Annotated in this window: 23 protein-coding genes and 1 pseudogene; 9 read left to right on the top strand and 15 right to left on the bottom strand. The window is 63.9% G+C overall.

Annotated features, from left to right (window positions below):
* Positions 1 to 23 precede the first annotated feature (23 nt).
* A complete protein-coding gene (locus tag ACVWZM_RS33405) occupies positions 24 to 764 on the top strand; it encodes a YqcI/YcgG family protein (protein ID WP_233475399.1) in 741 nt (246 codons plus the stop codon).
* Positions 761 to 1,081 carry a cupin domain-containing protein gene (locus ACVWZM_RS33400; protein ID WP_076834093.1) on the top strand — a complete coding sequence of 107 codons (321 nt, stop codon included), beginning with the start codon at positions 761 to 763 and terminating at the stop codon, positions 1,079 to 1,081. The genes ACVWZM_RS33405 and ACVWZM_RS33400 overlap by 4 nt, the downstream gene beginning before the upstream one ends.
* A gap of 25 nt (positions 1,082 to 1,106) precedes the next feature.
* On the opposite strand, the gene ACVWZM_RS33395 is transcribed toward ACVWZM_RS33400, so the two are convergent.
* Positions 1,107 to 1,289: a hypothetical protein gene (locus ACVWZM_RS33395; protein ID WP_016847357.1), complete on the bottom strand. Its 183-nt coding sequence runs from the start codon at positions 1,287 to 1,289 to the stop codon at positions 1,107 to 1,109.
* A 25-nt stretch (positions 1,290 to 1,314) separates the two neighbouring features.
* Between ACVWZM_RS33395 and ACVWZM_RS33390 the strand changes: the two genes are divergently transcribed.
* Positions 1,315 to 1,500 carry a hypothetical protein gene (locus tag ACVWZM_RS33390; protein WP_016847356.1) on the top strand — a complete coding sequence of 62 codons (186 nt, stop codon included), beginning with the start codon at positions 1,315 to 1,317 and terminating at the stop codon, positions 1,498 to 1,500.
* Positions 1,501 to 1,747: 247 nt separating this feature from the next.
* Here the strand turns inward: ACVWZM_RS33390 and ACVWZM_RS33385 are convergent, their stop codons facing one another.
* From ACVWZM_RS33385 to ACVWZM_RS33370, 4 genes and pseudogenes are all read right to left on the bottom strand, one after another.
* Entirely contained in the window at positions 1,748 to 3,010 is a 1,263-nt protein-coding gene (locus tag ACVWZM_RS33385; RefSeq protein ID WP_076834095.1) for a CaiB/BaiF CoA transferase family protein, read from the bottom strand.
* A 293-nt stretch (positions 3,011 to 3,303) separates the two neighbouring features.
* Entirely contained in the window at positions 3,304 to 3,726 is a 423-nt protein-coding gene (locus tag ACVWZM_RS33380) for a GFA family protein (RefSeq protein ID WP_026193083.1), read from the bottom strand.
* 353 nt (positions 3,727 to 4,079) lie between these two features.
* Positions 4,080 to 4,642: pseudogene (locus ACVWZM_RS33375) on the bottom strand (hypothetical protein).
* A gap of 380 nt (positions 4,643 to 5,022) precedes the next feature.
* Entirely contained in the window at positions 5,023 to 5,259 is a 237-nt protein-coding gene (locus tag ACVWZM_RS33370) for a GcrA family cell cycle regulator (RefSeq protein WP_456816366.1), read from the bottom strand.
* A 129-nt stretch (positions 5,260 to 5,388) separates the two neighbouring features.
* Here ACVWZM_RS33370 and ACVWZM_RS33365 point away from each other — a divergent pair, with 129 nt between their 5' ends.
* The 3 genes from ACVWZM_RS33365 to ACVWZM_RS33355 all read left to right on the top strand — a co-directional run bounded on the left by ACVWZM_RS33365 (position 5,389) and on the right by ACVWZM_RS33355 (position 7,781).
* On the top strand, positions 5,389 to 6,027 hold the full coding sequence (locus tag ACVWZM_RS33365; RefSeq protein WP_141339796.1) for a LexA family transcriptional regulator: 639 nt from the start codon (positions 5,389 to 5,391) through the stop codon (positions 6,025 to 6,027).
* Between the two features lie 162 nt (positions 6,028 to 6,189).
* On the top strand, positions 6,190 to 6,465 hold the full coding sequence (locus tag ACVWZM_RS33360; RefSeq protein ID WP_141339797.1) for a hypothetical protein: 276 nt from the start codon (positions 6,190 to 6,192) through the stop codon (positions 6,463 to 6,465).
* 164 nt (positions 6,466 to 6,629) lie between these two features.
* Positions 6,630 to 7,781: an OpgC domain-containing protein gene (locus ACVWZM_RS33355; protein WP_253625955.1), complete on the top strand. Its 1,152-nt coding sequence runs from the start codon at positions 6,630 to 6,632 to the stop codon at positions 7,779 to 7,781.
* A gap of 85 nt (positions 7,782 to 7,866) precedes the next feature.
* Here the strand turns inward: ACVWZM_RS33355 and ACVWZM_RS33350 are convergent, their stop codons facing one another.
* From ACVWZM_RS33350 to ACVWZM_RS33305, 10 genes are all read right to left on the bottom strand, one after another.
* Entirely contained in the window at positions 7,867 to 8,721 is an 855-nt protein-coding gene (locus ACVWZM_RS33350) for an HpcH/HpaI aldolase/citrate lyase family protein (protein WP_141339799.1), read from the bottom strand.
* A gap of 3 nt (positions 8,722 to 8,724) precedes the next feature.
* Positions 8,725 to 9,180 carry a MaoC family dehydratase gene (locus ACVWZM_RS33345; protein WP_016847346.1) on the bottom strand — a complete coding sequence of 152 codons (456 nt, stop codon included), beginning with the start codon at positions 9,178 to 9,180 and terminating at the stop codon, positions 8,725 to 8,727.
* Positions 9,180 to 9,956 carry an enoyl-CoA hydratase/isomerase family protein gene (locus ACVWZM_RS33340; RefSeq protein ID WP_076834108.1) on the bottom strand — a complete coding sequence of 259 codons (777 nt, stop codon included), beginning with the start codon at positions 9,954 to 9,956 and terminating at the stop codon, positions 9,180 to 9,182. The genes ACVWZM_RS33345 and ACVWZM_RS33340 overlap by 1 nt, the downstream gene beginning before the upstream one ends.
* A 16-nt stretch (positions 9,957 to 9,972) precedes the next feature.
* The gene (locus tag ACVWZM_RS33335) at positions 9,973 to 11,172 is read right to left on the bottom strand and encodes a CaiB/BaiF CoA transferase family protein (RefSeq protein ID WP_456855640.1); all 1,200 of its coding nucleotides are present in this window, start codon (positions 11,170 to 11,172) and stop codon (positions 9,973 to 9,975) included.
* A gap of 110 nt (positions 11,173 to 11,282) precedes the next feature.
* Entirely contained in the window at positions 11,283 to 11,999 is a 717-nt protein-coding gene (locus tag ACVWZM_RS33330; RefSeq protein ID WP_075968245.1) for an ABC transporter ATP-binding protein, read from the bottom strand.
* Positions 11,996 to 12,754 (bottom strand): ABC transporter ATP-binding protein, encoded by a 759-nt coding sequence (locus ACVWZM_RS33325; protein ID WP_076834112.1) that lies wholly within the window; start codon positions 12,752 to 12,754, stop codon positions 11,996 to 11,998. Before ACVWZM_RS33325 ends, ACVWZM_RS33330 begins: the two co-directional genes overlap by 4 nt.
* Positions 12,755 to 12,756: 2 nt before the next feature.
* Positions 12,757 to 13,536 carry an SDR family NAD(P)-dependent oxidoreductase gene (locus ACVWZM_RS33320; protein WP_076834115.1) on the bottom strand — a complete coding sequence of 260 codons (780 nt, stop codon included), beginning with the start codon at positions 13,534 to 13,536 and terminating at the stop codon, positions 12,757 to 12,759.
* Entirely contained in the window at positions 13,533 to 14,561 is a 1,029-nt protein-coding gene (locus ACVWZM_RS33315) for a branched-chain amino acid ABC transporter permease (RefSeq protein WP_168856040.1), read from the bottom strand. The genes ACVWZM_RS33320 and ACVWZM_RS33315 overlap by 4 nt, the downstream gene beginning before the upstream one ends.
* Positions 14,558 to 15,460: a branched-chain amino acid ABC transporter permease gene (locus ACVWZM_RS33310; RefSeq protein ID WP_076834117.1), complete on the bottom strand. Its 903-nt coding sequence runs from the start codon at positions 15,458 to 15,460 to the stop codon at positions 14,558 to 14,560. Before ACVWZM_RS33310 ends, ACVWZM_RS33315 begins: the two co-directional genes overlap by 4 nt.
* A gap of 98 nt (positions 15,461 to 15,558) precedes the next feature.
* Entirely contained in the window at positions 15,559 to 16,818 is a 1,260-nt protein-coding gene (locus tag ACVWZM_RS33305) for an ABC transporter substrate-binding protein (RefSeq protein WP_038383532.1), read from the bottom strand.
* 171 nt (positions 16,819 to 16,989) lie between these two features.
* Between ACVWZM_RS33305 and ACVWZM_RS33300 the strand changes: the two genes are divergently transcribed.
* The 3 genes from ACVWZM_RS33300 to ACVWZM_RS33290 are packed head-to-tail and all read left to right on the top strand — an operon-like array spanning position 16,990 to position 19,897.
* On the top strand, positions 16,990 to 18,486 hold the full coding sequence (locus tag ACVWZM_RS33300; protein ID WP_316397581.1) for an AMP-binding protein: 1,497 nt from the start codon (positions 16,990 to 16,992) through the stop codon (positions 18,484 to 18,486).
* Positions 18,483 to 19,127, top strand: a complete 645-nt coding sequence (locus ACVWZM_RS33295; RefSeq protein WP_075968242.1) for a TetR/AcrR family transcriptional regulator — start codon at positions 18,483 to 18,485, stop codon at positions 19,125 to 19,127. The genes ACVWZM_RS33300 and ACVWZM_RS33295 overlap by 4 nt, the downstream gene beginning before the upstream one ends.
* On the top strand, positions 19,124 to 19,897 hold the full coding sequence (locus ACVWZM_RS33290; RefSeq protein ID WP_076834122.1) for an SDR family NAD(P)-dependent oxidoreductase: 774 nt from the start codon (positions 19,124 to 19,126) through the stop codon (positions 19,895 to 19,897). The genes ACVWZM_RS33295 and ACVWZM_RS33290 overlap by 4 nt, the downstream gene beginning before the upstream one ends.
* Positions 19,898 to 19,903: the final 6 nt, after the last annotated feature.

The raw sequence follows: 19,903 nt of genomic DNA, 5'->3' as shown, positions 1-19,903 counted from the left end.
GGGGTATTATGGAGCGCTTGTTCTTGAGAAAAGGCGAAGTCGCGGCAAACTTTCCGGTCAGCAGCTGGCAGAGCGTGATGTTCTCCGAGTTTGAAGCGCAGATGAGCAGCGAGGCAAGGCCGTTCCCTTGCGTGTTCGGCGTGACCGGACATCGCCAGGATCAGCTCCGCTACCTTTTCCTCGATCCATATGACGTGGCGGTGCTGGGCGAGCAACTCGGGCAATATGTCTCGCAGGCGCGCTCGTTCGGTCCCAACACCTCGTTGATCGTGTTCACGCGGCCCCGCCCGGTGCAGACGCTCGATGCCTATTATCGCAAGATGTGGCTGACGCTGGATCAGCTCGCGCGGCTGGACAAGAACCCGTGGCCATCAGAGATTCCGGAACAGATCGACCATCCGATGTGGGAGTTCTCGTTTGCGGGCGAGCCGATCTTCGTGGTCTGCACGACGCCCGCGCATGTGATGCGGCAGAGCCGCCGGTCCAGCGCCTTCATGCTCACGTTCCAGCCGCGCTGGGTGTTCGACAAGATCCTCGGGACGGAGAAGGCCGCGAACGCCGCGTTCGCGGAGGTGCGCAAGCGCCTGATCCCGTACGACAGCGCAAGCCCCTCTCCGCTCCTTGGCCGCTACGGCGCAACCGACGGCCGCGAGTATCTGCAGTACTTCCTGCACGACGACAACCATGCGAGCTCGGGCTGCCCCTTCGCCAAGCTCGCGCAGAACAAGGCTCAACCGATCGCGAACAAGGAGCAGGCAGCGTGACCCAGATCATCGCAGGCACGAAGACTGAATTTGCCATCGACCCGGAGATCCTGAACCTGCTCCCGGCCCAGGGCTCGGTCGAGCTGCAGCATGATGCGGCCGGCAAGGTGCATCAGTTCCATACCCATCCTGTGGACGAGATCCTGATGATCATCAGCGGCCGGCTGAACTTCATCTGGGATGGCGGCGAGCGCGTGGTCGGCGCCGGCGACACCATCCTGCTGCCAGCCGGCACCCGGCACCAATCCGAAGCGCTCGAGGGCGGCGCAATCTACGTGATCGCGACGCAAGCGCCCGCCAAGCCAATGAACAACTGACGCACAGGAGAGATTTGCGAGCACCTCAGGACAGTGAGGGATCGCGCGGCGGCTCAACCGCCAAACGTTCGACGAGCTCGATGACCTCGGAACGCTGGTCGGGCGCAAGTCGAAGGAAAGCCTTCAACAGTCGCAGGCTTTCCAGTGTTTCGCTCGATGGAGCTCCGAGCTTCTTCTGCAGCTCCGCAACGTATGTGGGATTTTTCATCTCGCACCTTAAGTGAGGATTACGAATGGCATACCCAGGTAAACGTGAAGGCTTGGCCCAGAAGGTCGACACCGCAGCACAAGAGGCCGAACGCCTCGGCCTGACCACGGCAACCCTCATCCTCCGGATGGCACGCCTCGAGATTGATCGGGCGGAGCCCGAGGAAGTTGAAAGTATGCCAAGGAACAACTTGCGCAGCAAGCCGAACTGAGTTCCCGAAACGGACCAGCTTCAGGGCCGCCGGCGACGCGCCGGGCCCGCGACGCCTGAAAGACATCTCGCCAGGCGAGAGGCTTTTCTCTCGCCTGCGGTCAGGTTGTTTTGCGAATAGTTGATCTTTTGTGCAGGCTGAGCACGCTGGAGCGTTTTCAAGCGAAGCGGATACCGGTTCGCGTCAAGGAAGCGCGTCAAACTGGAATCTAGAGCCCCGTTCCGATTCCATCGGAACGGAAAAGGCTCTAGCCGGTGTTGCCTGCCTTGCCGAACGCGCCGGCCTCGGCCAGCGCGGCGATGCGCCGGTCGTCGTAGCCAAGCGTCTTGCTCAACACGTCCTTGGTATGCTGACCGAGCAGCGGAGCCGCAACAGGATCAACGGTCGGCGTCAGGCTCATATTGACCGGAGACTCGATGTTCGGAACCGAGCCGGCGGTTGGATGCGCAATCCTGCTCAGGCGATGCCGGTCGCGCACCTCGGGCGCGTTGAACCCCTCCTCGACCGTCCGCAGATAACCAACCGGAATGTTCGCCTTCTTCATCTTCGCCATCCAGTTCTCGAGCGTGTCGCCCGCAAACACGCTGGCAATGATCGCGCGCAGCTTCTCCTTGTTGGCCGTGCGCGCCTTGCGGTGAGCAAACTCGGGATCGGTGACGAGATCCGGGCGTTCCAGCACGTCGGTGACAAGCCGGCGATACAGCCGGTCATTGGCGCAGGCCATGTAGAGCGGACCATCGGAGGCCCGGTAGACGCCGACGGTCGGCGAACCGTTCGGAGAGTTGCCGAAACGGCCGGGATTGTTGCCATTGATGAGATAGGCCATGCCGTAGAAGCCGGTCATTGACACCGCGGTGTCGATCAATGCGACCTCGACCTGCTGACCGCGCCCGAGCCGATCGCGCGCAATCAGCGCCAGCAGAATGGCGTTGCAGGCCGACATGCCCGTCGCCATGTCGACGATCGGCGGCCCGGTGCGCACCGGCTCGCCATCCGGAAAGCCGTTGAGCGACATGAAGCCGCTTTCGGCCTGCGTGATCGGGTCGAAGCCCGGGCGCAGCGCGAAATCGCCTTTGCGGCCGTAGGCGGAGATCGAGCAATAAATCAGCCGCGGGTTGGTCGGCGCCACCGACGCATAATCGAGACCGAATTTCTTCATCACGCCGCCGGAGAAATTCTCGACCACGACGTCGGCCTTGGCAATCAACGCGCGCGCCACCTCCAGCGCGGCCGGATTGTTGAAATCGAGCGCAATGCCGCGCTTGTTGCGGTTGAGGCTCAGATACGCCGCGCTCTCCCCGCCGATTTCGGCGTGCTCATAGGCGCGCGTGTCATCACCGCCGTCCGGATTCTCGATCTTGATGACTTCGGCCCCGAAGTCGGCCAGCGTTTGCGTGCAGGCCGGGCCGGCCACGACGCGGGTGAAGTCGACGACCAGCAGGCCGTCGAGCGCCGTCGGAACTCCCTCCCCGCGCGGCGTGCGCCCCGGCAATTCTGGTCTGGTCATGATCTGACGCTTCCTCTGTTATTTTGTCAGGCGAAATACGACGGTCCCTGCCAAGACCGGCACTGCTCGCCTTTTAGCGGAAGCTCGTCAGCAAAACCAAACCCGGATTTTGCAGGGCGGGACCTTCGTCCGACATGGCTGTCGATGGCCAAAGACGACCCGGCGGCCGCCGACATGGTCGGGCGCCTCGCATGCGAAGCAAGCCTGCCGGATACCGATTTGTGGGGGCGGAGCCCATACGCAAGCGGGTGGCGGCACGCCGCCGCCACCCGCTTTCGTGATGGGGAGCCTTCGAGCTATTCGGCGATCATTTCGCCGGAGCCGCCGAACTCAGCCGGAAAATCCTTCAACTTCGGCAGGCCGTCGCGTATCTGCAGCACTGCCTCGGAATAGTTGACGTGAACCCCTGGGCTGAATTTCAGCGTCGGGATCGTTGCGGTGAACACGTCGACGAGCCCGAGCGTCGGGTGGTTGGTCATCAGGTGACCGCCGCACTTTGTGCAGTATTTGCGCTGGCTCATCGCGGTCTTCTCGAACGTCGCGATGTGGTCGGCGCCCTTGGTGACCTCGACCGCCTCGGGCTTCCAGAGGCTGAACGCATTCACCGGACCACCGGACCAGGAGCGGCATGAACGGCAGTGGCAATAGCCCATTGCCTCAGGCTCTCCGCTCACCTTGAGTTCGACGGCGCCACAAAAGCAGTTTCCAGTGTGATTCATCGGTCGGTTCTCCCTTGGGTTATTTTGATTGGGCTCAGCGTCGGCATCGATCCACGTTGCTCGTGGTGTTCGTGATGCAGAGAAGATGTAGACAGTGCGTAGCCGCGGCGACTCCCTTGCGTGGACGTACCAGACCCTTCTCGCGCGAGAGGCTCGAATGCAGTCCGGTCGTCGACGCGACCGAAGTTACATGAGAGTCCGCGCCGCTGTCGACCATCTTCACAGCCTTGGCCGGGCCAATCCCGACCGCACACAAGGAAGGAGTTCAGTGTGAGGCAAGGCACAGTCATGCGATGAGGGCTACCGTGCCGGATTCCTGCGCGGCAAACCGGCACGTCAGCAATCACGTCAGATCAGCGTTGATGGTCCTTCACCGGAACCCTGCTTGCCGTCGCAAGCCCGTACATCAGCGCCAGCCGATCCAAGCATTCCTTGAGACGCCGCGCAAAATAGTCCTGCCAGCGCTGCGCCGCTGTCCAACCTGCTCCATGGTCATGCCGAGAACCAGGACATCGTGCAGTGGCGCCGAACCGTCGGCGCCGAGTTCATGCTCGGCGCGATTGAGGCGCAGCGTCGTCTGGCGCCGCCCCTCGGTGATCGGCTTGCGTCGCAGGCCGCGATCGACGAATTCGCGCGTCGTATCCACCGCGCGCGGCCCGCGCTCGGCCTTTTGCCAGTCGTTTTGGAACGCCCGGCCACTCCGATATTGCGTATCGTCGATCTGGCGGTGCGCGTGCAACCGGCCGAGCGGATCGTTGCGGATCGAGCGAAAAGCAACGATCTTCTCGCCTGGCTCGAGCGCAAGGGGATCGTCGACGTCGACGGTCGCCACCTCGGCATTAAACGGCAGATCCTGGGCACGTCGATCGTGCGCTCCGGCGGGATCGTACGGCTTCCGGCGCTTGGCTCGCGGCATTGGTAACCTCCAAAATGTCTGATGATGGGCTGGCGGAGGCTTCCGCGCGATCGCAGTTGCGGACCAATGTCCGTCGGTCAGGTGATGAATTGCCTCAACCGGCCCCGATGGCTTGAAGCTAGTCGGCGCTCAATACCGGCCTCGTGGCCTCAGGATCGCGACTCAGGTGAAAATGCGGTGTGCAGTAGCTCAAGCCCGACCGGCACGGATGACCGCAGAAGGTAATGGTCTCGCCGTCGCTATCCCGCCATAGGGATAGCGGCAGTCTCCGGGCTTGAGGTCGAGCAGCGAAAGATGCCGCGGCGCGACCGCCGCGCAACGAAGCTGCGGCATCTCCACCGTTTCAGTGAAGATCTTTGGCTCGCGAAGCAGATCCGGCGTCAGTTCGGCGCGCCCTTCACGCAGCCGCCTGATCCTTCGGAGCCCGGCAGGGACGGCTCGGGCCTTTCGAGGCCCGCCAACCCCATGCGCTGCGCTCGGCTGAGCGCCGCGTTGCGCGTATAGGCCGTATTGAAGGTAGCGTTGGTCGTGTCAGCGATTTTCGAATAGGACAAGCCGCGGGCGCGGAGATCTTGCAGGGCTGCCGAATGCTCCGGCAGCCGGTTCATCATTTCCATTCCAAATTCCCATTTCTGTCATTCCGCCGGCGCCTCGCATACCTTCCGATATTCCGAAGAAAAAAAGTCAAGCTTGTTTCTGATAATCGTAACGGATATAGTCTCTCCGGGTTTGGGAAAGGATGAAACATGCTGGACGCGGCGCTGATCGAACGAGCACTGGAAAAGACTGGGAAGAGCAAAGGCGGGCTTGCCCGCGCGATGGGGGTTCGGGCCGGGGCGGTCTCCGAAATCCTGTCGGGAATAAGGTTGATCAAGGCATCCGAGATTGCCCCGATCATGGAGTATTTGGAGCTGAATTCGGTGCCGATCGTGGGCCGGGTCGGCGCCGGCGCCTCGATCCAGCCGGAGCTGGAGCAGGTCCCGCCGGAGGGTCTCGGCGAAATCGAACTTCCGTTCCCGATGACGGAGGAGACCGTCGCTTTCGAGGTCTCAGGCGATTCGATGCTGCCGAAATACGAGAACGGCGACGTCATCGTGGTGTATCGCGAGCAGCGCTATCCGCTGTCGAGCTTCTACGGAGAGGAAGCTGCGGTCCGGCTGAAGAGCGGTGAGCGGTATCTGAAGACGATCGAACGCGGCAGTTCGTCCGGTACCGTAAACCTCAAGAGCTTTAATGCCAAGCCGATCAACGGCGTAAAACTTGAATGGATCGGCGAAATCTGTGTCACCCTGCCCCGCGGCCAGATCGAAAGGCTGCGCGGCAAGTCGGGGGCGAAGAGTCGCAAATCTGCCCGGACGCAGGGCGGGCGATCGTCCGAGAAGTAACCGCGCCGCTTCAGGGACCGGCCGAACCGATTCGGACGCCTTCGGACCGAATCGGTCCGGCCATGCATGCCTGAATTTCGGTTTTCAACAATTCACCCTTGACTTACTTCCGATTATCGGAAATAATGCGTAGTAACAGTCAGAACATCGAACGATCAGGCAATGCAGTATTTCGTCGTGATGATCGACTATGGCCGCCGTGGCCGCGAGGCGATCGTCGATCCCGGAATGACACGACGCGACGTCGTCTCACGAATCGCCTCGGGCGAATATACGAACATCAGCTTCATTCACGAGATTGCCGAGCGTTCGGTCGAGGATGTCACGGACGACCTGCTGGCCGAGGCCGCCCTGCCGGAGCTCCCCGTGACCGGCGCGAACCTGCAAGCCAATACGCTGGATCACGCCCGCGACCTGCGCAAACACGAGCCGGTCTGACACCGCTCACGGGATGATTGCGAAAACGTGATCTTTCTTGAGCCGGCCACTTGGCCGAAACCCGAAACGGACTAGATAGGGTTCACGCAAAGTCTATTCGGACCAGGCGCGGGTTCCCTCTAGATTAGCGATTCGTTTCTCGGGCCGGCAAATTTCAGCTTCAGATGACTTCGACAACAAACGCCGAGATCGCGAAAGCCGATGGCGATCTCAGGATCGCGCTGCTGCTTGGCATCGCAAACTGGTTTCTGTTTCTAGACCATATTCCGCACAACGTCGTCGGCGCGCTGACCATGCGCAACTTCGGCTTCAGCGGCGCAACCGACCTTTTTGTATTCGTCGGCGGCTACGCAGTGACGCTCATCTACGCCAGGATGACGCTGGAACGCGGATTCCTGGTGGCCGCGACCCGCATCTTCAAGCGCGTATGGCAGCTCTATGCTGCCTATATCGTTCTGTTCGTGATCTATGTCGAGTTGATCAGCTATGTCGCCACCCGGACCGCGGCGCCGGAGATCATCAGCGAGTTCAACATCACGGGCTTCATCGATCACCCGATCCGGACCTTGATCTACGGCCTGTTCCTGCAGGCCAAGCCGCTCAATCTCGATGTGCTGCAACTCACCATTGCCTTGATGGCGTTCCAGCCCATCATCGTGTTCGGGCTGTTGTACGTGCCGAACGCGACGGTCGTCGCGTCCGTGACCCTCTATGCAGCCGGCCGGCTGCTCAACTGGAACCTGTCGTCATATCCGTATGGCGACTGGTACCTCAATCCGTTCTGCTGGCAATTGCTGTTCGTGATGGGCGGCTGGCTCGCGCTGATCGGCGCGCGATATGCGCCCGCGATCCGCGCGATGCAGGCGGCTCCCGCGCTGCGCGCCATGGCGTTGCTGTATCTGCTGTTCGCCCTGACAATTGTCTCGATCAGCGATATCCCGGCACTCGCGCAAATGATGCCGAGCGGGCTGAGCGATGTGCTGCTGCCAAACGACCGGGAGGAGATCGCGCCGCATCGCATCCTGCACTTCCTGGTCCTGACATTCCTGTTCAGCTGGCTGGTGCCGCGCGATTGGGAATATCTGCGATCTCCCGCCTTGCAGCCGATCATCAAGTGCGGCGAGGAATGGCTGGCCGTGTTCTGTGCAGGCGTCTTCCTCTCATTCGCTGCGCACCTGATCCTGATTACGGGCCCATACTCACTGGCAAGGCAGGTCGCGGTCAGCATCGCCGGCATCGCGGCGATGACGGCCGTCGCCTACTACGTCTCGTGGTCAAAGCAGCAGGACGGCAAGTCGGCCGTCGCTCATTCCTGATTCCTGCGGTTAGTCGATCGCCAGCGACCGCCGCAGCCGCACCTCGCTATCGCGCAACATCGCGGTGTCTGGCCCGCCTCCCCGACTATTTCCTGCGCGACGCCAGGATCTTCTCGGCGGCGCGCAGATGCGGCTTGTCCAGCATCTTGCCGTCCATCCTGGCGACCCCCGATGGATTATTGGCGAACGCGGCGATCACCCGCTCCGACCATGCGATTTCCTCATCTGTCGGCATGAAGGCCGCATTGACGACGTCGACATGCTTGGGGTGGATCACGGCCTTGGCGAGGAAGCCATCCTGGCGCGCGGCGACCGCCTCGGCCTTCAAAGCATCGAGATCGTTGATGTCGGTTGCGATGGTGTCGATCGCGACGACGCCGGCGGCGGCCGCGCCGATCAGGCAGAGATCGCGCGCCAGGATGAAGGGCGAGTGATAGCGGCCGTCACTGCGGTTGCGCGTTGCCCCGAGCGAGGCCGCGAGATCCTCCGCGCCCCACATCATGCCCCACAGCCGCGGGCTCATGTTCTCGAAATCGAGGATTTTCAGCACCGCCCGCGCCGTCTCGGTCGCGACCGTCACGATCCGGGTGGTGCCCTGCGCGATATCAGAGGCGGCCTCGAATGCGTCGAGATAGAGTGCGAGCCTGTTGACGTCGGCGGCACCGGCGCATTTCGGCAGCACGATGCCATCGGGTTTACCGGGCATCACGGCGGCGAGATCGCCGAGCGTCAGATCGGTGTCGAGCGCGTTGACGCGGACATAAAGCTTCTGCTCCGGATTGCGGGCATCGAGCATCTGGCGCGTGATGCCCCGCGCAACCACCTTCTGGTCCGGCGCGATGGAATCCTCAAGGTCGAGAATCAGCGCATCGGCTGCGGTCTTCTTCGCGCTTTCATATTTCCGGGTGCTGTCGCCGGGAACGAACAGGAACGATCGCATCGCTTACGCCTTCGGCTTGCAGTGCATCAGGCCGGTCCGGCGGCAGCTCGCCACCACCTCGCCGCGCTGGTTGGTCATGGTGTGCTCGAACTCGACGATGCCCTGGGTCGGCCGCGACTTGCTGGCGCGCTTGCCGATGATCCTGGTGTGCGCCTTCAGCGTATCGCCATGGAACACCGGCTTCGGGAACTTGACGTCGGTCATGCCGAGATTGCCGACGGTCGTTCCCAGCGTCGTATCGTACACGCTCATGCCGATCATGATGCCGAGCGTATAGAGGCTGTTGAACAGCCGCTGGCCGAACTCGGTCTTCTCGGAGAAATGCGCGTCGATATGCAATGGCTGCGGGTTCATGGTTAGGAGGCTGAACATGGTGTTGTCCATCTCGGTCACGGTTCGGCTGAATTCGTGATGGAATTCCTGTCCGATCTCGAACTCCTCGAAATACAATCCAGCCATTACCGTCCCTTGTAGTTGGGCGTCCGCTTCTCGACGAATGCATTCAGCCCTTCCTGGCAATCTTCCGTCGATGCGACCACAACGAAGCTTTCCGCCGTATTTTCCACCGAGCGGCGGAAATCGGCATCGACCGCGCGCATGAAGGCGTCGCGGCCGATCTTCATCACGATTGGCGATTTCGCCGCCAGCTTGCGTGCGATCTCGCGAGCCCGCGCGAGCGCGGTGCCCTTCGGCACCACCTCGCTGAGCAGCCCCATGCGAAAGGCGGTCGCGGCATCGAAGGGCTCGCCAAGGAACAGCGGGCCGAATGCCTGGTGCTTTCCGACCAGCCGCGGCAACTGCACGAAATGGATCGCCGGGATCAGGCCGACATCGATCTCGGGATAGCCGAAGGTCGAGCCGTCGCCCGCGACAATCATGTCGCAGGAGATCGCGATCGTCATGCCGCCGGCGCGCACCGCGCCATCGATCGCCGCAATGGTCGGCTTGCCCATGCGATACTGCGTATCGTTCAACGCAAAGTATAGCCGCTCGAGAAATGTCTTGGTCTCGATCGCGGGCTTGCCCCTGACGATGTCGAGATCGAGGCCGGCGCAAAACACCTTGTGAGCGCTGCTGATGATGACGGCACGCACCGCGTCGTCATCGCGCGCTTTCGCCAGCGCCGCCAGCAGCGCGTCGATCAGGGGAATGCTGAGTGCGTTGACCGGCGCGCGATCCAGCACGATCTCCGCAATCTGGTCGGTGACCGAGTAACGAACGAGGTCGGTGCTCATGATGTATTGCCTCCCGTTAGCTCTTGGCCTGCCGCACCGCGCCCGATAGCAGCAGGCCGTCGATCTCGGCGGAACCGAAGCCGGCCTCCGTCAGCACGGCGCGGCTATCCTGCCCGACGTCAGGCGCGGGGCAAAGGTGATCCTCGGACAGGCCCGCGATCCCCGGCGTGCGTGGCGTGTAGACCGCGCCGACGCCGGGTGTGTCCTGGCGCACCGACGCCCTGGTCGCCTCGACATGGACGTTGCGCAGCCATTCGCCGGGATCGAGGATCCGCTCCGCGATGATATCGGCCGCATGCAGACGGGTCAGCCAGGCATCCGTCGCCTGGGTCAGGAACACCTCGCGCAATTGCGGGATCAGCGCGTCGGCCGCATCGGCGCGGCGGGCAAAGTCGGCAAAACGCGGATCGCCGGCGAGATCCTCACGGCCGATCGCACCGCATAGCCGCTTGTATTGCGGCTCGTTCACCAGGGTGACCATCATCCAGCCGTCCCGGGTCTGGTAGGTGCCGGCCGGAACGTTCAGCGCGCGCGGCGCGCCGCCCTCGAGGATGAACTCCGCCACCTTGTGGCCGAGCAGCGCCGACGTCGACTGGCAGAGATTGACGTCGATCCAGCGGCCAGTGCCGACGGTGGCGCGCGCGAACAGCGTCGTGGCGATGGCCTGGAACGCATAGACGCCGGTGACGACGTCGGAAATCGTGGTGCCGACCCGATGCGGCACGCCATCGGCGCCGAGATTGACCGAGACCAGCCCCGAGAACGCCTGCGCCACCGAATCCGAGCCGGGCCGCTTGGCGTACGGGCCGCTCTGCCCGAAGCCGCTGACCGACAGATAGACCAGGGCGGGATTGTCGCGCGACAGGCCCTCGTAGCCGAGCCCGAGCCGCTCCGCGACGCCGGGACGAAATCCTTCGATGAGCACGTCGGCCTCGCGCGACAGCCGCTGCGCGATCGCGATCCCGTCCTTGTGCTTCATGTCGAGGCACAGGCTGCGCTTGCCGCGGTTGTAGACCGCCGACAGTGTCGTGTGATTGCCGTAGGTCGTGCCGAGATAGCGCGACCAGTCGCCCTCCGGCGGTTCGACCTTGATGACGTCGGCGCCGTAGACCCCAAGCAGCATCGCGCAGTAGGGCGAGGCAATCCCCTGCCCGAAATCGAGTACCTTCAGCCCACGATACGGCGCTTCATGCGTCGGCGTCAGCTTGCCCGCCATTTGTCCTCCCATCGCTGTCGAAGAGCCCTGTCCTTTGGGTATGATCCCCGCGCAAACGCTGCGCGCTTGTCGCGAGGGAAAACCGCTGCGCGCTTTTCGCGGATCATGCCCTACAGCGCCAGATAGCGCTGCCGGATGTTGTCGTTGGCCTTCAGCTCCTCGATCGAGGATGTGTAGACGATCTGTCCCTTGTCGATAACCGTCGCGTGGCTCGCAAGGCCAAGGCAAAAATGCATGTTCTGCTCGGCGATCAATACTGTGGCACCGGTGCCGCGGAGCTGCCGCAGCAGTTCGCCGATGCGCTGCACGATGATCGGCGCCAGCCCCTCGCTCGGCTCATCCAGCAGCAGCAGCACGGGATTGCCCATCAGCGTGCGGGCGATCGCCAGCATTTGCTGCTCGCCGCCGGAGAGCCTTCCGGCGATCCGGTGCCGCAGCGGCTCGAGCAGCGGGAACACGTCATAGACGCGGCGGATCGACCACTCGTCCTCGCCATCCGGCCCCTTCTTCTGGCCGATGACGAGATTGTCCTCGACCGTGTGCTCGGGAAAGATCTGGCGGTCTTCCGGCACGAAGCCGAGCCCGGCCCGCGCGATGTGATGCGGCCGCATTCCCGAGACCACCTGGCCGCGCAGGGTCACCCTGCCGCGGTGCGCCGGCGCCAGCCCCATGATGGCCTTCATGGTGGTCGACTTGCCGGCGCCGTTGCGGCCGAGCAGCGCCATGGTCTCGCCCTGCCGCACCGACAGGCCGACGCCGAACAGGATCTGGCTGGTGCCGTAATAGACGTCGAGGTCCTCGACCTGCACCACCGGCTGCGCGCTCATGCCACCGCTCCCGCGTGGTCGTCGCTGCCGAGATAGGCCTCGATCACGGCATCGTTCCTGCGGATCGCGTCCGGCGTCCCGGTCGCCAGGATCCGCCCGTAGCACAGCACGACGATTTGGGGCGCGATCTTGAACACGATGTCCATGTCGTGCTCGATGAACACGACGGTGATCTTCTGCTTCTCCCAGAGCTCGCGCACCTTGTCGATCATGCGCCAGCGCTCCTCGGTACCCATGCCCGCGGTCGGCTCGTCAAGCAGCAGCACCTTGGGCTCGAGCACCAGCGCGAGCGCGATATCGAGCAGCTTCTGGTCGCCATGCGACAGCGTCGCCGCGGTCCGGTTGCGCTTCCCGGCGAGGCCGAGCAGCTCCATCGTATGCTCGGCGCGGTCGCGCGTCTCGGCCAGCGGAAACCGGCGATGCATCACGCCGGCGCGGCGCTGATCGGCACAGACTGCAGCGAGCATCGTCTCCTCCACCGTCAGCGACGGGAAGATGCTCGCGACCTGGAAGGCGCGGCCGATGCCATGGCGCACGATCTCCGGCGGGGCCTTGCCCGCCATGTCGACACCGTTGAGCAAGATCTGCCCGGCATCAGGCTGCAGCGCGCCCGTGATCAGGTTGAAGAATGTGCTCTTGCCGGCGCCGTTGGGGCCGATCACGGCGGTGAGCGAACCGTCAGCGAAGTCGAGCGAGACGTTGTCGGTCGCCTTGACGCCGCCAAAGGATTTCGAGAGCCCGCGAATTTCCAGCATGACTAACCGCTCGCCTCCCGCAGACCGCCATAGGTGCTCCACGATGTGCCGGCAAGCCAGCCGCAATCGACCGGCACGTTGGCGCCGGTCATCGCGGAGGCCGCATCGGAGGCCAGAAATGCGACGACGCGGCCGATCTCCGAGGGGTCGACGAGGCGGCGAAGTGCTGCATTGGCAGCCAGCGCCGAGACATCCCGCTCGCCGCGATCGATGGCATTCTTCAGCGCCGGCGTCAGCGTATAGCCGGGGGATACGGCATTGACGCGGATGCCGGACGGCCCCCATTCGGCCGCGAGGCATTCGGTGATGGCAATCACCGCCGCCTTGGCGGGCGCATAGGCATGCAACGGCATCGAGCGCATGCCGGCAATCGAGGCGATGTTGACGATGCTGCCGCGCTTGCGCGCGATCATCTGCCGCGCAAAGGCAACGCAGGCGACATAGGTGCCGCGCTGGTCGACACGCACGACGTCGTCCCAGGAGGTCATCGGCAGCTCGTGCGGCCGGGCCGGCACCTGGATGATGCCGGCGCTGTTGACCAGCACCGCGACCGGGCCGCAGTCGCGCTCGATCGCGGCCGCACAGGCCTCGATGCTGCGCTCGTCCGCCACGTCGGCCGCAAACGCCTTGCCACCAACTTCCGCCGCAACCGTCTGCGCCTTGGCGAGATCGCGGTCGAGAACGGCGACGAGATCGCCGGCTGCTGCGAGCTCACGCACGCACGCCGCGCCGATGCCGCTGGCGCCGCCGGTAACGACGCTGATCCGCGTCTGTGCACTCATGGCGCGCGCTCCCCGGCCTCTCCGCGACGCTGCGCGAACCATTCGACGACAAAGTCCATCAAGCCCTTTCGCAGGCCAATGGCAAAGAACAGGATCACGATGCCGAGCACGATGCCGTGATACTCGGTCAGGCGGGTAACGGTATCGTTGAGGATCAGCAGCAGCACCGTGCCGACCATCGGTCCGAGGAAGGTTGTCACGCCGCCGAGCATGTTGATGAAGATGCCCTCGCCCGAGATCGTCCAATAGGCGAACTCGGGATAGGCGCCGGAGACGAACAGCGCCATGATGATGCCGCCGGTCGCGGCGAACAGCGCGGCGAGCACAAAGATCGTCAGCTTGGCACGCCAGACATCGATGCCGATGAAGCTCGCCCGCGTGGCGTTGTCGCGGATCATGCGCAGCGTGTAGCCGAACGGCGATTGCGCGATCTGGCGCATGAGCAGCAGGCCGATCACCAGCAGGGCACAGCTCGTGATGTAGAGATGCAGATGATTCGACAGATCGATGCCGAGAAACGGCGGCCTCGGGATCCCGCCGCGCAGGCCCTGGTCGCCGCCGGTCAGCGATTGCCACGACAGGATGGTTGAGTGAATCAGCATCTGAAATGCCAGCGTGACGAAGGCGAAGTAGATTTCCTTCAACCGGACGCAGATCGCGCCGATGACGACGGCGACGACCAGGGTCATCGCCAGCGTGGCGACGAAGGCCACCGGGATCGGCACGCCGGTCTTCTGCATCATCAGCCCGAAACCATAGGCACCGAGGCCGAAGAACATGCCGTGGCCGAACGAGATCAGTCCGGTGTAGCCGACCAGAAGGTTGAGCGACGTCGCGAACAATCCATAGGCCGCACAGCGGATCACGAAGTCGAGCAGCTGCTTGCTGCCGAAGATGAACGGCAGCAGCGCGAGCAGGACAAAGGCCGCGAGCGCGATCAGCACATCGCGGTAACGCTGCGGCCTGGCGTCGATCCGGGCAACATCGAGGGGCTGCGTGCCCTGCCCGGCCTGCAATTCGGTCATGCGACCTCCTTGCCGAACAACCCGCTCGGACGCGAGACCAGCACGACCACCATGAACAGATACATCAAGCCCTCGGTGAACAGCGGGAAGCCGAGCGATCCGAAGGAGCGGATCAGGCCGATCAAAAGCGCGCCGATCAGCGCGCCGAGGATCGAGCCCATGCCGCCGATCACGGTGACGATGAAGGACTCGATCAGTACCGAGAAGCCCATGCCCGGCGTCAGCGAGCGCACTGGCGCGGCAAGCGCTCCCGCCAGTCCCGCCAGCATGCCGCCGAGCGCGAATACGCCACCATAGATCAGCCCGGTATTGATCCCGAGCGCCGAAACCATTCCGGGATTATGCGCAGCCGCACGGATCACCTTGCCGATCCTGGAGCGCGCCAGCCCCAGGCCGAGAACAACGGCCGCGGCGAGCGCCACCCCGATCAAGAGCAGATAATATGGCGGCACCACGCCGCCGGCGATGAACAGCGGCGGCACCTGGAACGCAGCCGGCATGCCCATCGACTTGAACTCAGGCCCCCAGATCATGCGGACCACATCGTCGAAGATCAGCACGAAGGCGTAGCAGACCAGGAGCTGCATCAAGACGTCGCGGCCGTAAACCCGGCTCATGAACACGCGCTCGAAGATCAGGCCGAGGATCGCGGTGCCGACGGCGCCGCTCAGCATCGCCAGCGCGAAGCTGCCGGTGAGCTGATAGGCCGTCATCGCGAAATAGGCGCCGAACATATAGAAGGCGCCGTGGCTGAAATTGACCACCTTGAGCACGCCGAAGATCAGCGTCAGCCCAACGGCGACAAGGAACAGCAGCATGCCGATGATCAGGCCGCTGGTGGTTTGCGTCACCAGGCAGGCAGGGCTGGCGAGGCAACTGGCGAGCGCGTCGAGGTCCACGGAAAATCATCCATCACGGCGGGCCGCAACGTCGGCGCGCGACAAACATCAGATGCGAGGCGAAGGCAGCAGATTGCCGCCTCCGCCCGACATGCGGATCAGGTGTAGCCCTTGCTCTTCTTCCACTCGGCTTCGAGCTCGAAGATGGTCTTCCAGTCTCCGGCCTTCACATCGGGCACGTAGGGCTCCTGCGGGATCGTGGTGCCCCAGCCGATGGCGTAACCGACCAGCGTGTGGTCGTCGGCGCGCATGGTCACGGTGCCGTCGGCGCCGAACGGGCACTTGATGGTGAGGCCGGTGAGCGCCTCCGCGACCTTCTTGCCGTCGGTCGAGTTCGCCTTCTTGACGGCCTCGTTGAGGAACATGACCGCCGTGGCGTTCTGCCACGACCAGTTGGTCGGGTACTCGTTGTACTTGGCCTTGTAGGCATCGCCCCAGGCCGCATTTTCGGGCGTCGGCGGGAATGTCTTGATGTAGCGATCGCCGGAGTGGATGCCCTTGGGCAGGTTCTTCACCACCGTGAGTGCGGTGTAGTCGGCCATGTTGACCGCGAACACCTCCATCTGGGTGAACATCGCGTAGATGTTGGCCTGGTCGATGTAGGAGGTGAGATCGCCGCCCCACAGGCACGAATAAAGCGCCTGCGGCTTGGCCTGCAGGATCTTGGTCACCACCTCGGTGTAATCGGGCTGGAACAGCTTTGGCCAGGACTCGCTGATGATCTCGACGTCGGGCGCGAACTTCTTCAGGTAGAGCACGAACTCGCCGGTGGTGTCGCGGCCATAGGCATAGTCGGGCGAACAGGTCGCCCATTTCTTCAGGCCCTTGGCCTTGGCGATCCCTGCAGCGTAGCTGGCGCCGACGATCGAATCATGAATGCCCTGCCGCACACAACGGAAGGCGTTCGGGATGTGCTGCTTGGGATCGGCGGTCAGCGATGACGCTTCCGAGCAGGTGTGGATGCACAGCACGCCGAGATCGCGCGCCACTTCGTGAACCGCGAACGATCCGGAGGACGCTTCGCCGTCGAGCAGCATCTCGCAGCCGTCGGTGTTGACGAGCTCGCGCGCGATGCGCGCGGCCTCCTGCGGCTGTCCCTTGGAGTCGCGGATCACCATCTCGATCTGCCGCCCGGCAAGGCCGCCGGCGGCATTGACCTTCTCGACCTCCAGCAGCACTGCGTTGCGCGAGGACGTTCCGAGTTGCGCGACGCGGCCCGACAGAATGGTCGGCATGCCGATCTTGATCGTCTTGGCCTGTGCGCGCGCCACCCATGGCGCGGCAAAGCTCACCGCACCGGCGCCCATCAGCGCAAGCGTCGAGCGCCGGGTGATGCCCGGTTTCCGGGTCCTCTTCATCATTCCCCTCCCTGTCGGGTTCGCGTTCCCAAAATCCCTGCCGGAGATCGTTTCGTCTCCATGGCCACGATGTTTTCAGAGCAAGGGGGGTGACGTCAAGCCAAAGATGAATTACGACTCATAATTCATCTAGGGAGAAAACGGCGCCGGAATCGGCCCCGCGGGCGGCAAATGATCAACCTTTCCAGCTTCATCGCATTTCATGCCCGGCGGACTCCGGACCGCTGTGCGCTGAAATATCGCGGCGAGGACGTCTCCTACGCCGACTTTGATCTGCGAATCCGGCAGGTGGGCGGTTGGCTCGCGGCGCGCGGGATCGCGCCCGGCGACGTCGTCGCCGTGCTGATGAAGAACAGCACGGCCTTTCTCGAGTTGGTGTTTGCGACCAGCCATATCGGCGCGGTGTTCCTGCCGATCAACTATCGCCTCTCGGCCGATGAGGTCGGCTACATCGTCGGCAATTCGGGCGCGCGCCTCTTGGTCGCCGACGAGGAGTTTGCCGCGATCGCCGCCGGCGGCGCGCCGGTCGTGCTGCTCGATGAAGTCGCGCAGTCCAGCGTCACCAACCTTGCGCCCGACATCGCGCCGGCGCCGATGCATGTCTGCCAGCCACGCGACCTGATGCGGCTGATGTACACCTCGGGCACGACCGATCGTCCCAAGGGGGTGATGCTCACTTACGAGAACGTCTACTGGAAGTCCGCCGACCAAACCCTGGTGCTCGGGCTCAATACCGACACGCGGTTGCTCGTGGTCGGTCCGCTCTATCACGTCGGCGCGCTCGACCTGCCCGGCATCGCGGTGCTCTGGCATGGCGGCATGCTGTGCATCCACCGCACCTTCGAGCCTGAACCCGCACTCGCCGCGATCGAGCGGGAGAAACTGAACGCGGCATGGTTCGCGCCGGTCATGACGACGGCGCTCCTCACCTGCCCGAACCGCGAGCGCTATGACGTCTCCAGCCTGCAATGGGCGATCGGCGGCGGCGAGAAGACGCCGGAGGTCCGCATCCGCGCCTTCTCTGACTATTTCAAGAACGCGCGCTACATCGATGCCTACGGCCTTACTGAAAGCTGCGGCGGTGACACCTTCATGGACGCGGGCCGCGAGATCGAGAAGATCGGTTCGACCGGCCGCGCCATCGCCCATGTCGAGATCGAGATCCGCGACGATGCCGGCAAGCGCCTGCCGGCCGGCCAGAACGGCGAGATCTGCCTGCGCGGCCCGAAGGTCACACAGGGCTACTGGAAGGATCCCGAGAAGACCGCATCCGCGTTCTTCGGCGACTGGTTCCGTACCGGCGATGTCGGCTATCTCGACGACGACGGCTTCCTGTATCTGACCGATCGCAAGAAGGACATGATCATCTCCGGCGGCGAGAACATCGCCTCCTCCGAGGTCGAGCGCGTCATCTACGAAATGCCTGAAGTGCGCGAGGTCGCGGTGATCGGCCTGCCGGACGCGCGCTGGGGCGAGAAGCCGGTCGCGATCGTGGTGCTGGCCGACGACGCCAAGCTCGACCTGCCCGGTCTCACCGACCACTGCCGGACACGGCTCGCCGGTTTCAAGGTGCCGCGGCAGCTCGTCATCCGCGACAGCCTGCCGCGCAATCCATCCGGCAAGGTGCTCAAACGCGTGCTCCGTGCCGAACTCGAGGCCACCGCATGACGCAAGCGACATCCGCCAAAGTGACAAAACTTAACCGGGTCGAGCGCAACGCCTGGACCAAGCAGAAGATCTTCGACGCCGCGACCAAGGTCGTCGGCAAATACGGCTATGCCGAAGCCTCGGTCGCGCGCATCACCGAAGCCGCCGGTGTCGCGCAGGGCACCTTCTACAATCATTTCGAGAACCGCCAGGAGCTGCTCGACCAGCTGCTGCCGAAGATCGGCCTCGACATGGTCCGCTTCATCCATGCGCGCACCGGCACCGCAAGCGAGGCCCGGCAGGAGGTCGAGCGCTTCAGCGCCTTCTTCGATTTCATCCGCGAGGTGCCGGAATTCCTGCGCATCCTCAACGAGGCCGAATTCTTCGCGCCGATCGGCTACCAGAAGCATTTTGACAACATCTCGAGCGCCTATGTGCGGATCCTGCAACGCGCGCGGGCTGCGGGCGCGACCAACGCCTTCAGCGACGAGGAATTCGAGGCCATCGTCCAGGTGCTGATGGGCGCGCGCGGTTATCTCAGCCGCCGCTATTCCTATTCCGAGCGCGGCGTCACCGCGGTGCCCGACTATGTGATCACGGCCTATCAAAAGCTGGTCACCCGCGGCCTGTTCACCACCAGCGACAAGGGAAGAAAGTCATGAGCGCTGAGGGCACCATCCTCGTCACCGGCGGCAGCCGCGGCATCGGCGCGGCGACCGCGACACTGCTCGCCGATCAGGGGCATCGCGTCGTCATCGTCGACATCGCGCCCGAGCCGCTGGTTGGAACAGCCGCCGTCCTGTGGCCGGCGCCGTTCGACGTCGCGAGCGAGAGCGCCGTTGTCGCAGGCATTGCCGATATCGAGACCGCGCATGGTCCGATCACCGGCCTCGTCAACGCCGCCGGCGTGTTCGGCAAGATGCACACGATCGAACGGGTGCGGATGGAGCAATGGGATCGCGAGGTCAATATCGACCTGCGCGGCACCTTCCTGGTCGCGCGCAGCGTCGGCATCGCCATGGCGAAGCGTCGGCATGGCGCGATCGTCAACGTCGCCTCGGTGGCCGGCATGACGTCGGGCCCGATCCACGCCTATACCGCGGCGAAGGCCGGCGTCATCCAGATCACGCAGACGCTCGCCGCCGAATGGGGCCGTTCCGGCGTCCGCGTCAACGCAGTGTCGCCCGGCTTCACCCGCACGGCAGCGCTCGAGGCCGGCATCGCATCGGGCGCCCTCAACAAGGACCTGCTGGCGCGGCCGACCGCGCTGAACCGGCTGGTCGAGCCGATCGAAGTCGCGCAGGCGATCGCATGGCTGCTCTCGCCGCAGAGCAGCGGCATCACCGGCATCAACCTGCCGGTCGATGCCGGCTACATCGCAGGCACCACCTGGGCCGCCTATGGCGGCCTGCCGGAAGCCCCACGCAGCTAAGGACAA

It is taken from the genome of Bradyrhizobium sp. USDA 4501 (assembly GCF_054062115.1).
The sequence above is the reverse complement of the archived record's forward strand: the minus strand, read 5'-3'. Positions and strand labels throughout refer to the sequence as shown.